The sequence below is a fragment of the Alkalitalea saponilacus genome, from assembly GCF_900168165.1.
In the GTDB taxonomy this organism is placed as follows: Bacteria; Bacteroidota; Bacteroidia; order Bacteroidales; family Marinilabiliaceae; genus Natronoflexus; species Natronoflexus saponilacus.
The window spans coordinates 1-16232 of the sequence record NZ_FUYV01000013.1 but is presented as its reverse complement, the minus strand read 5'-3'; the positions used below and the strand labels follow the sequence as shown (position 1 = coordinate 16232).

The window sequence follows — 16232 nt, the reverse complement described above, 5'->3', positions numbered from 1 at the left end:
TAATATCGCTAGAATATGCAAACCAGAACAGATAAAACCGTTGGCGAAATTCAGTTAAAGGGTAAAAGAAATATAGCTGAAAAATGCGATAACTCAAAAACATTGTATGTAGTATATGGAAGCCGCACAGGTAATTCCCGAGCAGCTGCCGAACTGGCCTTTGAGTACGGAAAGCACCTGGGTTTGGAATGTGAGTTGTTGGATATGAAAGATTTTCCATATAATGAACTTCAATTTATTCGCCATTTGTTGATTGCGGTAAGTACTCATGGTGAAGGAGATCCTCCCGCGGTGGTTGAGGCATTTTATCATTTTATGCATAGCGATGAGGTTCCAGCAATGAAAGGTGTTAGATTTAGCATTCTGGCTCTTGGCGACAGCAGTTATAATGATTTTTGTAAAACAGGTCATGATTTTCGTAAGCGACTGGTTACTTTGGGAGCTGAGGAGGCTTACCCAATAATTGAATGTGATATTGATTATGAGGAAAATGCCAAAAGGTGGGTCGCCCAATCTGTAGGAGTTTTTGAAGAGATTCTTCCAAAAATCAATCAAAGGCAAAACAAAGAGTTTGCCTTTGAATTAAACAAACGGGAGCTGGACGACGACAACGCATTTTATGCCAGAGTTAAGGAAAAAGTGCTGTTAACCGCTGAGGGTTATAATAAAAGAACTTATCATATAACCCTTGATATGAAAGGGTATAAAGGTGAATACCATCCCGGTGATTCATTTGGTGTATATGCAATTAATTCACGTTTGCTGGTGGATAAAATTCTGCGAAAAATGAACTTTGATGGTACGCACCGTGTTTTGGTGGACAACAAGTCAAAAATGTTGAAAGAGACCTTGGTACATGATTATGAAATCACCATGGTCACTCCGATTGTTGTTAAGAAGTATGCTGAGTTATCCGGCCATCAGGATCTTATAAAACTTGTTGAAAATGAGCAACAGTTGATCGCGTTTTGTGAGTTCCATGATGTTCTGGATATGGTTTCCATATTTCCGGCAAGTATAGATGAGCAGGAATTTCTTTCTACCCTGCGTAAATTAAATCCCAGATTATACTCGGTGGCAGCCAGTTCTTTGACTCATCCCGAGGAGTTACATCTAACGACGGGTATTATTGAGTATCCTCTATACAATAGAAAGCACTCCGGGGTATGTTCCTCAATGTTTTCCGACCGCTTAGCTGAGGGAGATACTCTTGCAATTTTTCATGAGCCCAACGAAGCTTTCAGACTTCCGATGGATGATTCGACACCCGTGATAATGGTAGCCACCGGAACAGGTATCGCGCCATTTAGAGGCTTTTTGCAGGAACGCAACTGGCTAAAAGCCAAAGGAGACAACTGGCTCTTCTTTGGAGATCGGTACTCTTCCAGCGATTTCCTTTATGGAAAAGAGTTGGAAGAATATTTCGATTCAGGTTTACTAACCCGTTTGAATTTGGCATTTTCGCGTGATAATCAAGAGAAAATATACGTTCAAAATTTAATGGAGAAAAACGGAAAAGAGCTTTTTAATTGGATTGATGAACGTAATGCCATCGTTTATCTGTGTGGCAACAAACGCACGATGGGACAGGATGTGAAAGAGAGCTTGAAACGAATCATTTCTACATATAGAGACATTGACGATCCAACGCCGGAAGAATATATCCTTAAGATGATTCATGAAAAAAGACTAAGAACTGATTTGTATTGAGCTCTGTGTATTTAAACAGTGACTTAGGTTAGATGGTGTTTTGGATACTCGCTTATTGTTATGGAAATCATATAGTACATCCTTTTTCCCTGATACTTATCGTTGTTGTATTGCGATACAATTCTTATATTTGAGCAGTTGAACAAACCACATGGTTTGTTCATTTGTTCGTATTCTATTTCCGGTAAACCTAATTGTAACGCATTAACACATTAGTAAAATGAAAAAATTATTTGGTTTTATTTTAACACTCGTTTTTATGGCATCGTTTGCTACAACGGATGAAAATCCGTTTTTTTCTGATTATGAGACTCCTTTCGGAGTTCCTCCGTTTCATTTAATTGAAAACTCTCATTTTATCCCTGCCTTTGAAGAGGGAGTTCGTCAGCAGGAAGCAGAAATTGCTGCAATTATTAATAATCCTGCTCTGCCTGATTTTGATAATACCGTGGCAGCTCTGGACTATAGTGGAGAACTTTTAAATCGGGTAGCTTCTGTTTTTTATAACTATAACTCATCCAATACATCAGATGAAATTCAGGCTTTGGCTCAGGAAGTGGCGCCAATGATGTCGTCTCACCGCGATAATATCAGTTTAAATCCTGCGTTGTTTGCCCGCATTCAGACTGTTTACAACCAAAAAGATGAACTGGGTTTAACTGAAGAGCAAGCCATGCTTTTGGAGGAAACCTACCAAAGCTTTGTTCGCAATGGAGCAGCGCTTCCGGCAGAGCAGCAGGAACGTTTTCGTGAAATAAATCAGGAATTATCAGTATTAACATTACAATTTGGCCAAAATGTTTTAGCAGATGTAAACGGTTTCAAACTTTGGGTTGACGATGAGGCTGACCTTGCAGGTTTGCCAGGCTCAGTGGTTGATGCTGCTGCCGAAGCAGCAGCTGCTGATGGTCAGGAAGGCAAGTGGTTGTTTACTCTTCATAACCCTAGCGTTATGCCATTTCTCACTTATGCAGACAACCGCGATCTTCGTGAAAAAATGAACCGTGCTTATGTACTTCGTGGGAATAACGATAATGACAATAATAACCAGGAAATCATTAATCGTTTGACAGAACTGCGTCTTGAGCGCTCAAATATGCTTGGATTCGATACTTATGCCGATTTTGCATTGCAAAACCGAATGGCTGGAAATGTGGAAACTGTTGAAACTTTCCTGAAAGATTTGTGGACAGCAGCTCTTCCTATTGCACGCGACGAAGCTGTTGAACTGCAAAAGATGATAACCAGTGAAGGAGGAGATTATGAGCTTGCATACTGGGACTGGCGTTACTACGCTGAAAAAGTGCGCAAGGCTAAATACGACCTGGACGAGGGAGAAATCAGTCAGTACTTTGAAATCAACAATGTTCGCGATGGTATTTTCATGATTGTGAATAAGTTATGGGGTCTGGAGTTTGTTGAGCGCGCAGATGTTCCTGTTTACCATCCTGATGCCACAGCCTGGGAAGTATTGGAAGCCGACGGCTCACATCTTGGAATTCTATACATGGATATGCACCCACGTGCGAGCAAGAGAGGTGGAGCATGGATGAGTAGCTATCGCAGACAACAAGTTTCTCAGGACGGAGAGTTTGTACACCCCATCATCACCATTGTTTGCAACTTTACTGCGCCCAGTGGAAACCAGCCTGCATTGCTTACATTTGATGAAATGACCACATTCTTTCACGAATTTGGACATGCCATTCACGGCCTGATGTCTGATGTTATTTATCCCGGATTAGCCGGAACTTCTGTACCTCGCGATTTTGTTGAATTGCCTTCACAAGTACTTGAGAACTGGGCAAAACATCCTGAAGTTTTAAAGATGTTTGCAAAGCATTATGAAACAGGCGAAACCATTCCTGATGAACTCATTGATAGAATTATGGCCAGTGCCAATTTCAACCAGGGATTTGCAACGGTTGAGTTTCTTGCATCGGCTTTACTTGATATGGATTATCACACCAAAACAGTGTTTGAGCCATTTGATGTAAACGAGTTTGAAAGTGGTGTTCAGAATCGATATGATATGATGGATGAAATCTATTTCCGTCATGGAAGCACTCACTTCCAGCATATATTCTCAGGAGGTTACTCTGCTGGTTACTACAGCTACATTTGGGCAGGTGTTCTTGATGCCGATGCTTTTGAGGCATTTGTTGAAACCGGCGATCTGTTCCATCAGGAAACAGCACGTAAATTCCGTGAAGAGATTCTTGAGCGTGGCGGTACACGTGATGCTATGGAGATGTATAAATCTTTCCGTGGTAAGGAACCAGGAATTGAACCCCTTCTAAGACAACGTGGTTTAGTTAGATAAGGATTTTTATAATTCAATACTATGAATGAGGACTTCACAAAAGATGAAGTCCTCATTTTTTTTTATAAATTTCTTTCAACTAGTTCTACTTTGACAGATTATAATTGTCCTTTGAGTTATTTCGTAAAATGACCATGCTTTAAAAAATGAAGGTTTGTATAGCCCCAACGGGGCGACATCATCAGCATCGGGCAACGTCCTATGAAAATGTATGTAAATCGAATTTAGCCCTGAAAGGGCGTAAGCAATATTGATCAATACAAATAACATAATCAAAACATCTTTTTTCAATATAAGTGTTTAGATTAAAAAGAAATTATCCCGGGGCTGTACCCCGGGTTATTGATTAAACCCTTTCAGGGTTAGCGATAACTTTTTTGGGCAAAAACAAATAATATCGAATGTGTCAAATTAGAACTAGAAAGAGTCCTATTTTATTGCGCAATGAAATTTACATATGGTTGTTTTCGAATTTAGTATATATTGCCTTTTTGTTTAACGCAATCTTTTTATTAAACTTAGGTATTGTAAATACAGGTACTATTTGTTAAATTGAGACAGATTATTGTACAAAATTCACAGATTTTCAGAGTTGAAAAGGATGGTTGGTGCTGAATTTTGAAGGCTCTGACATATTTTAGTCGAGAAAACTATTTTTAACTCAAATATTTATTTATGAAAAAGTTAACCTTAGCCCTTTTTGCGGCACTTATCCTGTTTGGATGCAGTGAACAGCGTCCGGATGTTATTGAAAGACCCGTTTTTGAGGTTTGGAACAGTACAACCCTCGAAATTGACAAAATTGAAATGAACGACAGTGCCACCATCTTTCATTTCGATGCATTTTTTACTCCCGGATGGTGGATTAGAATTGATTCTGAGACTTATATTCGCGAAACCGGGACCGACAACAGACTTATTCTCACCCATGCAGAAGGCATTCCTATTGACGAACATTACTACATGCCTGAATCAGGTGAAACCTCATTTAAGCTGTTTTTTCCTCCTTTACCAAAGAACGTTACAAAAATAGACTTTATAGAAAGTGATTGTCCTGACTGTTTTAAAATCTGGGGAATATCTCTACTGCCAAATAAGCAAGTATCAGTAAGGAATTTAGCGAAGAGTTCATCAAAAAAGAAGGGAGATGGTTTGCCTCCTGTTGAATTTAGTACGGAGCCTGCGATTATAAAGGGACAGTTAATAGGTTTTCAGAATGGAATGAGACCTCATATTCATTTTTACTATAATAATATATTAAGTGGTGAGGGTAATGATATCAAAATTGAAATAGAGGAGGATGGCAGCTTCGTTGGTGAATTATTCACAGGAATACCTACCATTGCAAGAAGCTCTGTCATAGGTCCGGTATTGTTAGCACCGGGAGAGGTTACGGAGGTGACTGTTGACTTAATGAGAAAAAGTCGGTTTGAATCGCGTTACCGTGAGGACAAGGAACCACTTGATTCAGTATACCGATATCAAAATGCGTGGGGTCTTAACTCCTCCGAAATTCAAGTTTTATCAGATTGTATTAATTCCGGGGTCAATTACGATGAAATCTTTTTAGAAGTTGCCGGAATGATACCTGATGAACTAAAGGTTCATCTATATGAAAAGCTGGACTTGTTAAAATCTGAATTGGCGGATAAAAACCTGAGTGAGGACATAGAAAATCTTATCATTTCAAGTATCTCTACGAGCTTTTTTTCTATGTTGATAAATTATGAAGGATTTCTTAGACAGGCATATTTCGTGGCCAATAAGATCTCTTTTGATGAGTGGAGAACTTATGATTTTCAACTTGAAGAACCAAGTGATAATTATTTCAGCTTCATTAATGAATTGTGGACAGACCATATGGCTTATCAATCAGATTTTCCGTTTGTTGTTATGTCACTTCGCGATGCAAAGGGGAATCGTTTGTTAATCGATGACTTCTCTTATGAAAACATGTTTGTTAAGCTAGATAGCATGGTTTCTGAGATATTTGGTCAAGAAAATAAAATAGTCTCAGATATTGCAAAAGGCCAGCGGATTATGTCTCGTATAAGTAATGCCTCTTTTTTGAGTGATGACGATAAAGAAATTATGAGAACGAAACTCTCAAATCCAGGCATGGCTGATTATATTATTGCTGAGAACAATAAACTTTTCGGTATTGTTGAAGCCAACAGGAATAATACCGATGGATATTTTGTCATTCATGAGTTACCGGACACCGATCCGTCGAGTCTGTTTGACGCAATAAAGGACAAATATAGAGGGAAGGTGGTAGTTGTCGATTTCTGGGCAACCTGGTGTGGCCCTTGTATTCATGCCAATGAACAACTTAAGCCATTAAAAGATGAGTTAACAGATGCCGAAGTTGAATTTGTTTATCTTGCCGGAGAAAACTCTCCAATTGGTGCATGGAACCGGATGATACAGGATATTGCAGGGCAGCATTACCGGGTATCAGACCAGCAATGGCAGTTTTGGTACGAAGACCTGTCAATACAGGGGGTTCCTACTATTATGATATTTGATAAAAATGGTGAGAAAATATCCAGGTTTACCGGATTTCCGGGGGTTCATACCATTAAAGAGTCAATTGAGAAAGGTTTGCTCTAAAACTAATTTGGAATTATGCACAAGAGGCTGTCTAAAAAGTCTGTTAATAATATTCAACACTTACAATTAGTAAAACAACCTTGCTTTTACCCCTCCAAACCTCCCCCAAGTGGGAGGCTTAAAGTCCCCCTTGGGGGATTTAGGGGTGAATTATTAACGTGTAATTTACGATTTGAAAGTTAAGGAAAATTTAAAATTACTTTTTGGACAGCCTCTTTATATTTAAACTACTAAAAGAAATCTACTTTATAGATATTTCTCCAGAAGACCAGCCATTTCATCTCTCACTTCTAAAGCTGCTTCGCGAGCCTTTTCAGCGAATTTTTCATCCTTCCCGGCATATATTATCTGACGCGAAGAATTCACCAGTAAACCGCACTGTTTGTTTAAACCGTTTTTGGCTACCTCTTCGAGACTTCCGCCTTGGGCTCCAACGCCCGGCACCAACAAGAAATGGTTGGGAATTATTTTCCTGATATCTGCCAGCATTTCTGCACGGGTTGCACCTACCACATACATCATATTGTCTTCATTACCCCATTTTGCTGATGTTTTGATTACGCGTTCAAAAAGCTTTTCATTGTTTTCGGTCATGTATTGAAAATCATCAGCTCCCTTATTGGAGGTAAGTGCCAGTAGAATCACCCATTTTCCTACATAAGTAAAGAATGGAGTAACAGAGTCTTCACCCATGTATGGTGCCACCGTCACAGCATCAAAATCCATGGCATCAAAAAAGGCACGAGCATAAAGGTTCGAGGTGTTGCCAATATCACCACGTTTGGCATCGGCAATGATGAACAGATCGGGGTAGTTGTAGCGAATGTAGTTCACCGTTTTTTCCAGACTGTTCCATCCATTTACTCCCAGGCTTTCGTAAAAGGCAAGATTTGGTTTGTAGGCCACAGCAAGGTCGTGAGTTGCATCAATAATTTCTTTGTTAAAGGCGAAAATTGGGTCGGTTGTATCCAGTAATTGGCGTGGGATTTTTTGGATATCCGTGTCCAGCCCAATACATAAAAAGCTTTTCTTAGCTTTTATCTGGTTGAAAAGTTCTGCTGATGTCATAACTATTGTATTTTAATTCCGGATTACAATATATGGTTAATGGTAAGCGTTTTTTTCGCACGGAAAAAACGCAAAATGTAAATAGCCTATCCCGCCAAATGGCAATACTCTTCGAAAACTCAAACTTCAAACTTTAAACTTTAAACTATCAACTTCGAACTTACATCTCACTCTCCTTCAACCTTTCCGCGTTCTCTTCCATTTGAAGTCTATCTATCAATCCTTCAATATCTCCATCCATCACCACCGGAAGGTTGTACATGGTATAGTTAATGCGGTGGTCGGTCACTCGTCCCTGTGGATAGTTGTAGGTGCGGATTTTAGCCGAACGGTCTCCGGTTGATACCATTGTTTTTCGCTTGGAAGAGATTTCATCCAGATATTTTTGGTATTCCAGATTGTAAATTCTTGTTCGGAGCTCTGTCATCGCCTTATCCAGGTTTTTGAGCTGCGATTTCTGATCCTGACAGGTCACAACAATCCCCGTTGGAATGTGCGTTAACCGGATGGCCGAATAAGTGGTATTAACCGACTGCCCACCTGGACCTGAAGAACAGTATGTGTCTTTTCGGATATCCTCCTGTTTAAGGTGGATGTCAAATTCATCTGCTTCAGGGAGAACTGCCACCGACGCCGCAGAAGTATGTACGCGACCCTGGGTTTCGGTCTGAGGTACTCTCTGCACACGGTGAACGCCCGATTCATACTTTAGAATGCCATAAACACCGGCTCCGGTCACATTGAACACAACCTCTTTGTAACCTCCCGAGGTTCCTTCCGAAATATGAGTTACTTCAGTTTTCCAGCCTTTGCGTTCACAAAATTTGGTATACATTCTGAATAAATCGCCGGCAAAAATAGCCGCTTCGTCACCTCCGGTTCCACCTCTAATCTCTACTACCGCATTTTTAGCATCCTGAGGATCCGATGGCAACAAAAGAACTTTTATCTGTTCTTCCATCTCAGGAAGTTTTTCTTCCATCTCTTCAAGCTCTGCTTTGGCCATTTCGCGCATCTCTTCATCGCTCTCCTCTTTCAGCATCTGTTTTGTGCTGGCAATGTTTTCAATGATGTTCTTGTACTCTTTGGATACACTTACCAGTTCTTCCAGTTCTTTGTACTCTTTATTGAGTTTGATGTATCTTTTTGTGTCTGAAATGACTTCCGGATCGGTTATTTGTTGTCCGATTTCCTCAAAACGAAGGCGAATGGCCTCCAGTTTTTCTAATAGTGAATTATTATTTGCCATGATTAAATTTCTGTTGTTGAATGATTAGATAATTACAGGGGTTCGCTTAAGTGAAGTTTACAACAAGCGGGATGTTTCTTGCATCATGATGCAAGAAACGTTGTCAATCCTCTGTCCATCTAATAGAAGAATTCACCAAAACCACTTCTAATGGTAAGTTTTGGCTTTTCTGATGCCTCGCATCTTCCCACAATTTTCGCATCAATGTTAAATGCCTTTGAAACAGCTATGATTTCTTCGGCTATTTCAGGTTTCACATATAGCTCCATGCGGTGTCCCATGTTAAATACTTTATACATTTCGGCCCACGGGGTTCCGGATTGTTCCTGAATGATTTCGAATAATGGAGGTACCTCGAACAAATTGTCTTTAATGATGTGCAGGTTGTCGACAAAATGAAGCACTTTTGTTTGTGCTCCACCCGAACAATGAACCATCCCATGAATTTCACTGCGCAGATTTTTCAAAATCTGCTTTATAACCGGAGCATAGGTACGGGTGGGGGATAACACCAGCTTTCCCGCATCAATTCCCAGGTTCTCTATCTCCTGTGTAAGAGAATAGTTTCCGGAATATACCAACTCATCAGGCACTTGCGGATCGAAGCTTTCGGGATATTTTTTTGCCAGATATTTATTGAAAACATCGTGTCTGGCAGATGTCAGTCCATTGCTGCCCATTCCGCCGTTGTATTCCGTTTCGTAGCTGGCCTGTCCGTATGAGGAAAGCCCAACAATGACATCACCTGCTGATATTTTTCTATTGCAAATGACATCTTTTCGTGGCATCCTGCAGGTCACTGTTGAATCAACTATGATGGTTCTAACCAGATCTCCAACATCAGCGGTTTCGCCGCCTGTTGAGTAAATGGAAACATCGGCATCACGCAATTGTTGAAGTATCTCTTCGGTTCCGTTGATGATGGCTGAAATAACCTCTCCCGGAATAAGATTTTTGTTGCGTCCAATGGTGGAAGAAAGCAGGATGTTGTCTGTGGCTCCTACACACAGCAAGTCGTCAACGTTCATAATGATGGCATCCTGTGCAATGCCTTTCCAAACGGAGATGTCGCCGGTTTCTTTCCAATACATGTATGCCAGCGACGATTTTGTTCCGGCTCCATCGGCATGCATAATGTTGCAAAAGTCGGGGTCACCGGCCAGAATATCCGGAACAATTTTACAAAAGGCTTTTGGAAAAAGACCTTTATCTATGTTTTTGATGGCTTTATGCACATCTTCTTTCGACGCGGAAACGCCTCTTTGATTATATCTGGATTCAATACTCACAGCAACTGTTTTTGTTGAAATTTGTGACCGCAAAATTAATACAATCTTTTGGGATCATCAACATTAACGTACAATACTAAATTCCACCCGGTTGTTTAATGCTCTTACATTGCTCTGGTATTGCCGGTTGAGACGTTGTATGTAAGCTTCATTAAGTTCTTCTCCTGCGCGTAAATAGTTGTATCTTGCTGCCAGACTATCTGTTACTTTAAGTGGTTGTGCGCCCCCAACACCTCTGGCAGAGAGTCTTTCATGTGCGATTCCCCGGGAGGTTAAAAATTCCATGACTTTTTCAGCGCGTTGTTGCGACAGAATCACCAAATTCGTTAAATCTCCATTTGCATCGGTGTGTGCTGTGATGTTGATTTCAATGTTGGCATTGTCGTTCAGCATGGAAGCCAGGCGTTCCAGTTCCCTTATGGCATTGCCATTAAGGTTGTAAGATCCTGGTTCAAACTGAAGGTTTTCGAATACCAAAGGTTGTTGAGCGCTGGTAAGTTGTACGTTTAGTTCAAATTGACGGCTGGCAGTTAAGTTCCTGGTGTCAACTCTTTCCCGGTGATTGAAATAGCCCGGTGCTGAGATTAAGATGGTATATTCATTACCCGGTTCCAGCAACGCATTGAATGTACCGGCTGGTTCAACATTTATGCGCATATTGGAACCATCGGTTCCAATGATTCTGACTCTGGTGTTTTGGGGAATGGGTTCATTATTCGGCAGGGTAATTTCACCGGCCATCACTGCCTGAATCACCGGTAGTCTGAATTGATAGATGTTGTCAAAACCTCTTGGATTGTCTCTTGAACTGGAAAAATATCCCACTTCCCTGCCACGGTGAAACGTAATCCCAAAATCATCTGATTCTGAATTGATGGGACGTCCCATGTTTGTAACTGTCCATCTCTCTTCGTCTCTCTTTTCTGCTCTGAAAATATCCAGCCCTCCAAATCCGGGATGCCCATCGGAACTAAAATAGAGGTTTCCATTAGCTCGGACATAGGGAAATTTTTCGTTTCCGGCGGTATTTATATCTGCTCCAAGATTTATGGGCATACTCCACTGATCACCCATCTTTTCAACCTTCCAAATATCCAGTCCTCCAAATCCACCAGGCAAATCAGAAACAAAGTATAGAGTATTGCCATCGGGAGATATAGCCGGATGTGCAAAAATTAAACTGTCCGGACCTAATTCAACCTTGGAGGGTTCACCCCAACGTCCGCCCATTCTTTGAGTTTGCCATATTTCGGTGCCCATGGGGCCTGTGTTTTCGTATCTGGCACGTGTAAAATAAGCAGTTCTGCCATCTTCAGTAATTGAGATGGATCCATCTTCCCAATCTTGTGTGGGGTCGTTCTCAAAAAGTAGCTGAGCATCCATCCAGTCACCTCTGGAATCTTCACGGGCAGTGTAGATTCTGGAAGGTGCCTGACCGGTAATTCGGCTGGTTTGTTGCCGGCGTGTACCGGGCAACTGTCTCATTGATGAGAAGAAGATTTGTGAAGGATCGTCTGGTGCGATAAATGGCGAATAGTCGCTGTTTCGGGAGTTTAATGCTCGTATGGCCGTAATCTCGTAGCGTGTTTTTTGTTCGTCCCGTAGTGCTTTTCTTGATGCGGCAAGTCCATTGTGTGCCAAAGGGTCACCGGCAACTTCTTCCAGATATTCCTCATACAAAACGATGGCTTCTTCGTAATTGCCTATTTTTTGAAGCGATTGAGCCTGATACAGCTTTGCTTTTCTTTCGGGATAACCGAATCGAATGGCTCTTCCGTAAATAGGTGCCGCTCTGCGGGGTTGATTGGTTTTTCGGTAGCTCTCTGCGAGGTAGTATGAAATTTTACCTCGATAATAGCGATTGCTCTCACGCCTGTAAGCGCGTTGAAGTGCAGTTATGGCACGATCATATTCTCCAACTTCATAAAGACTTTGTGCACGACCCAATCGTTTGGATCCGGAGCAACCTGTCAGAAAAAGTGAAGCAATAAATGCTGTAAATATGATGTATAAGAAAAATCTGTTCATATGACAAAGATATATTGCATCATTGTAAAAGGATGCATCTTCATCATGAAAAACGAAATTAGATGATTATTATTTTGTGAATTCAGAGGAATTTGAAAGTACTCACCCGATGACTTTAATCTAATAATTCAACTCATCGGGTGAGGTTTTTAATATTCTAAATATGAATAACTTCATCATATGCAGCAGCTGCGGCTTCCATAATGGCTTCCGACATGGTTGGGTGGGGGTGAACTGCTTTTATGATTTCGTGTCCGGTTGTTTCCAGTTTTCTTGCAGTAACAAGTTCAGCAATCATCTCGGTAACGTTGGCTCCAATGAGGTGAGCTCCAAGTAATTCCCCATATTTGGCATCAAAAATGAGTTTCACAAACCCTTCTTTGTGACCTGCAGCACTGGCTTTACCAGATGCTGAGAATGGGAATTTCCCGATTTTTAGCTCGTATCCGGCTTCTTTGGCTGCTTTTTCTGTGAATCCAACAGAGGCCACTTCCGGATTGGTGTAGGTACATCCGGGGATGTTGTTGTAATTGATTGGTTCCGGATGGTGTCCTGCAATTTTTTCCACACACAAAATTCCTTCAGCACTTGCCACATGAGCAAGTGCCTGTCCGGGAACTATATCGCCAATAGCATATACTCCTTTTACCGAAGTTTGATAGTATTCATCAACTTTAATACGACCGTTTTCCACCTCCACGCCGGCTTCTTCCAAACCAATGTTTTCGATATTGGGCGTAATTCCCACGGCAGATAATACAATTTCGGCCTCAACGGTCTCTTCTTTTCCTTTTTTGTTCTTAATGTTCACCTTCACACTTTTTCCTGAAGTGTCAACAGAAGTTACTTCTGAGCTCACTTTAACATCAATACCTGCTTTTTTAAACGAGCGCCCAAGTTGTTTGGAAACCTCCTCATCTTCAAGAGGTACGATGTTGTCAAGATATTCAACCAGGGTAACTTTGGTTCCAATGGTATTGTAAAAATATGCGAACTCGCTACCTATGGCTCCCGAACCAACTACCACCATTGATTTTGGCTGTTTTTCAAGTGTTAAGGCCTTGCGATAGCCAATGACTTTCTCGCCATCCTGAGGAAGGTTTGGCAATTGTCTGCTTCTTGCACCTGTTGCAAGAAGCACGTGTTTAGCTTCGTAAACGCTCTTTTTATCCTTGCTGTCAGTTACTTCAACCTTTTTGTCTTTGGTAAGTTTTCCGGTACCTTGTATAACCTCAATTTTGTTCTTTTTTAATAGATACTGAACCCCTTTGCTCATGCCATCAGCCACACCGCGGCTGCGTTCTACCATGGCTTTGAAGTCGGGTTTTGCATTTCCTTCAATGGAAATGCCATAGTCGGATGCATGTGTTAGATATTCAAAAACCTGGGCACTTTTTAGAAGTGATTTTGTTGGAATACACCCCCAATTGAGACATACGCCGCCAAGCTCATCACGTTCAACAATGGCTGTTTTCAATCCGAGTTGTGAAGCTCTGATGGCTGCAACATATCCGCCGGGACCGCTTCCTATTACAATTAAATCGTATTGCATAGTTTTAACGTGTTATTGAATTTTAAATGATTAAAACAGAATGGGAGAATGCTGTTCTTCCTATTCAACAATTTAACAAAGAAGTTCAAAGTTGGTTCATAACCAACTTTTCAAATGCTGAGTTAACGTTTCTTCTTTATGTTTTTAATTTTCTTAATCACTTTATCAGCAGCAGTGTTCATATTGCTGTCGGGACTTTTGCTTTTTACCGCTCCCAGGAGAAATCCATATGCTTCCATGCCATCAATCTCATCAAATATGACTTTTAATATGGCAATTCCTGGAATAAACAGAATCATACCGGCCAATCCCCAAATGTAATTTCCTATAAACAGAGCAATGATGGTCATCAAAGGATTCATTGATACTTTGCTGCCAACAATTTTTGGTGTGAATAGATTGCTTTCGAACAACTGGATTACGTAAAATGCCAGAAAAACTCCAAACGGATACCAGAGTGAATCTTTGGTAAGAAGTGCAAATAGGATGGGAAATGTAGCTCCCAAAAACGGCCCCAGAAATGGGATTACATTTAAAAAAGCGGCAAATACCGCGAAAAGAAGTGCGTGTTTTATACCCAAACTATATAGCGCTATGCTGTTTAATACTGCCAGAATACAAATAACAATGAACGCTCCCTTAATGTAATTCTGAACGACTCCTTTTACTTTGGTTATTCCGTGGTTTACCTTGTCTTCGTACTTTTCGCTGAATGCTTTTTTTACAAACTCAATGAGAAAGCTCCGGAAATACAGAAAAAGGAAAATGTAAACCGGTATAATGAAAATCATTGTAACTGTGCCAGCCGTGGCGATAATTCCTTGGGTCAGTGTATTGACATTGTCTGACAGCTGTTGAAAAAGAACATCTTTGATGTTATCCATTGAAATGGGTACGGCGCCCTCGAAGTTGGCCGTGATAAAATCATTTATTTGTCCAACCAGCTCTCCAAATCTTCGTTCCAGACCATCTAAATCTCCGGCAAAACCAATAATCTGATTGTAAAAGAAGTAAATCACAGCAGATAAAATTACCAAAAGACCAATTAAACTTGAGATACAGGCCAGTGCCGAAGGGATACCTTTTTTTTCCATCCAGGATGTAAAGGGACTGATAAGGATAGCCAGAAAACCGGCTATTAGAATAGGAACCAGTACGCTCTTGGCTTGTTTCATGACAATCACAACCAGTACTATGCCAAAAAGCACGGCTATCAATTTAAGGTATGGAGGCAGTTTTATCTGGATTTTTTCTGCTTTACTCATTTCAATGAATCGTTTTTTGAATTTTCTGATTAGCAGTTTTTACAGCTCTAAATGGCTCAGTTGCCGAGTGGTGTCAGGGTTATGTTTCTGAATTGAATCCATGACCCTTCACTTTGCAAGCCAATATATCCTTTGGTTGGGTGAACCTGTGATGCGGACATTTGGAGAATTCCATTTACCCATAGTTTTAGATCTCCGTTATAAAATCTGATGCGATAATGATTCCACTCTCCATGGTCTTTTTCTGATGCCTCTTCGAACTTTTCAACTACTGAAACCCATCTTAAATCTGGGTTGACTTGATGACGAACCCCATTTACAGTAGCTTTTGCTCCTTCGTGCATAAGCACGAGGTCTCCCGCACTTTGATCGCGCAGTTGAGCTTCAATGCAATGGGGCCAAACAGTATCTTCACCTGTAATTGCCAGCAAAACGCCACTGTTGGTGGCGTTTTCTACCCAAAGCCACTCAAGATTCAGTTCGTAGTTTTCATGTTTTTCGGTGGTTCTGATGTAGCCAAAGGGATCTCCTTTGGCGTTCAGGATGCCATCGCTGAAAAAGAAAACTGTGTCCGGACTAGCTTCTGATTGTAGAACCTTGTGCCAGTCTGATGAAGTGTCTTCATTAAATAAACTGATGGAAGTTTGAGCATATAAGGAGCTGTTAATTAATAACAAAATTGCGATAATAGAAATCTTCTGAGTTTTCATAACATGTATGGTTTGTTTGTCAATAAATATAGTAATTATCCGCGTTATAAATATTAACTTAATGTGAAACTCTTTTGTTTAAAAACAATACTGTCCTAAATAATCTTCAGTAGAATTTATTGCTCTTTAAAAATAGTAGTTTTAGCCAGAAACATCTACAATTTCAGAATAAAACCCCCTGTATGTATTTTTGAACTGGTTCAGGAGGTTCATCAAAGGGTTTATCCAACCACTTTTGCAAGTGAATTTTCACAAACATATTCAACCTGATAAACGCAACTAAATTTGACAACCTCCAGCCATATTGGGCTAATGCTTTTAAGTATTTTAGGACAAGTATAGTTATCAAAGCAGTCCATATTTGTATCATTACAGCATTTTCGCTAGTTCCGATGAAAGATTTAATATGAAGGAGTTGCTTTATC

At 40.6% G+C, this 16232-nt stretch carries 10 protein-coding genes and 1 pseudogene; 3 read left to right on the top strand and 8 right to left on the bottom strand.

Annotated features, from left to right (window positions below; translation table 11 throughout):
* The first annotated feature begins 15 nt into the window (after nt 1-15).
* From B5X70_RS11075 to B5X70_RS11065, 3 genes are all read left to right on the top strand, one after another.
* Nucleotides 16-1710, top strand: a complete 1695-nt coding sequence (locus tag B5X70_RS11075; RefSeq protein WP_079557974.1) for a diflavin oxidoreductase — start codon at nt 16-18, stop codon at nt 1708-1710.
* Nucleotides 1711-1930: 220 nt separating this feature from the next.
* Complete coding sequence (locus B5X70_RS11070) at nt 1931-4033, top strand: M3 family metallopeptidase (RefSeq protein WP_079557973.1); 2103 nt, start codon at nt 1931-1933, stop codon at nt 4031-4033.
* A 675-nt stretch (nt 4034-4708) separates the two neighbouring features.
* Nucleotides 4709-6646: a TlpA family protein disulfide reductase gene (locus B5X70_RS11065; protein ID WP_079557972.1), complete on the top strand. Its 1938-nt coding sequence runs from the start codon at nt 4709-4711 to the stop codon at nt 6644-6646.
* A 246-nt stretch (nt 6647-6892) separates the two neighbouring features.
* Here the strand turns inward: B5X70_RS11065 and pyrF are convergent, their stop codons facing one another.
* The 8 genes and pseudogenes from pyrF to B5X70_RS18620 all read right to left on the bottom strand — a co-directional run.
* The gene (pyrF, locus tag B5X70_RS11060) at nt 6893-7714 is read right to left on the bottom strand and encodes an orotidine-5'-phosphate decarboxylase (protein WP_079557971.1); all 822 of its coding nucleotides are present in this window, start codon (nt 7712-7714) and stop codon (nt 6893-6895) included.
* 160 nt (nt 7715-7874) lie between these two features.
* The gene (gene prfA / locus B5X70_RS11055; RefSeq protein WP_079557970.1) at nt 7875-8963 is read right to left on the bottom strand and encodes a peptide chain release factor 1; all 1089 of its coding nucleotides are present in this window, start codon (nt 8961-8963) and stop codon (nt 7875-7877) included.
* A gap of 119 nt (nt 8964-9082) precedes the next feature.
* Nucleotides 9083-10252 (bottom strand): AIR synthase related protein, encoded by a 1170-nt coding sequence (locus B5X70_RS11050; RefSeq protein WP_088328839.1) that lies wholly within the window; start codon nt 10250-10252, stop codon nt 9083-9085.
* Between the two features lie 63 nt (nt 10253-10315).
* Nucleotides 10316-12280, bottom strand: coding sequence for a PorE family type IX secretion system protein (gene porE / locus B5X70_RS11045; protein WP_079557969.1), 1965 nt, complete (start codon nt 12278-12280; stop codon nt 10316-10318).
* A gap of 157 nt (nt 12281-12437) precedes the next feature.
* Complete coding sequence (gene lpdA, locus B5X70_RS11040) at nt 12438-13832, bottom strand: dihydrolipoyl dehydrogenase (protein ID WP_079557968.1); 1395 nt, start codon at nt 13830-13832, stop codon at nt 12438-12440.
* Between the two features lie 122 nt (nt 13833-13954).
* Complete coding sequence (locus B5X70_RS11035) at nt 13955-15097, bottom strand: AI-2E family transporter (RefSeq protein WP_079557967.1); 1143 nt, start codon at nt 15095-15097, stop codon at nt 13955-13957.
* Nucleotides 15098-15153: 56 nt separating this feature from the next.
* Nucleotides 15154-15807, bottom strand: a complete 654-nt coding sequence (locus tag B5X70_RS11030) for a 3-keto-disaccharide hydrolase (protein ID WP_079557966.1) — start codon at nt 15805-15807, stop codon at nt 15154-15156.
* A gap of 163 nt (nt 15808-15970) precedes the next feature.
* Nucleotides 15971-16232 (bottom strand): annotated as a pseudogene (locus B5X70_RS18620) (hypothetical protein); the annotation flags it as partial.

Excerpts from the sequence above, each read along its gene's own strand:
- B5X70_RS11075 (WP_079557974.1), top strand. The coding sequence starts at position 16 with ATGCAAACCAGAACAGATAAAACCGTTGGCGAAATTCAGTTAAAGGGT.
- B5X70_RS11070 (WP_079557973.1), top strand. The coding sequence starts at position 1,931 with ATGAAAAAATTATTTGGTTTTATTTTAACACTCGTTTTTATGGCATCG.
- B5X70_RS11065 (WP_079557972.1), top strand. The coding sequence starts at position 4,709 with ATGAAAAAGTTAACCTTAGCCCTTTTTGCGGCACTTATCCTGTTTGGA.
- pyrF (WP_079557971.1), bottom strand. The coding sequence starts at position 7,714 with ATGACATCAGCAGAACTTTTCAACCAGATAAAAGCTAAGAAAAGCTTT.
- prfA (WP_079557970.1), bottom strand. The coding sequence starts at position 8,963 with ATGGCAAATAATAATTCACTATTAGAAAAACTGGAGGCCATTCGCCTT.
- porE (WP_079557969.1), bottom strand. The coding sequence starts at position 12,280 with ATGAACAGATTTTTCTTATACATCATATTTACAGCATTTATTGCTTCA.
- lpdA (WP_079557968.1), bottom strand. The coding sequence starts at position 13,832 with ATGCAATACGATTTAATTGTAATAGGAAGCGGTCCCGGCGGATATGTT.
- B5X70_RS11035 (WP_079557967.1), bottom strand. The coding sequence starts at position 15,097 with ATGAGTAAAGCAGAAAAAATCCAGATAAAACTGCCTCCATACCTTAAA.
- B5X70_RS11030 (WP_079557966.1), bottom strand. The coding sequence starts at position 15,807 with ATGAAAACTCAGAAGATTTCTATTATCGCAATTTTGTTATTAATTAAC.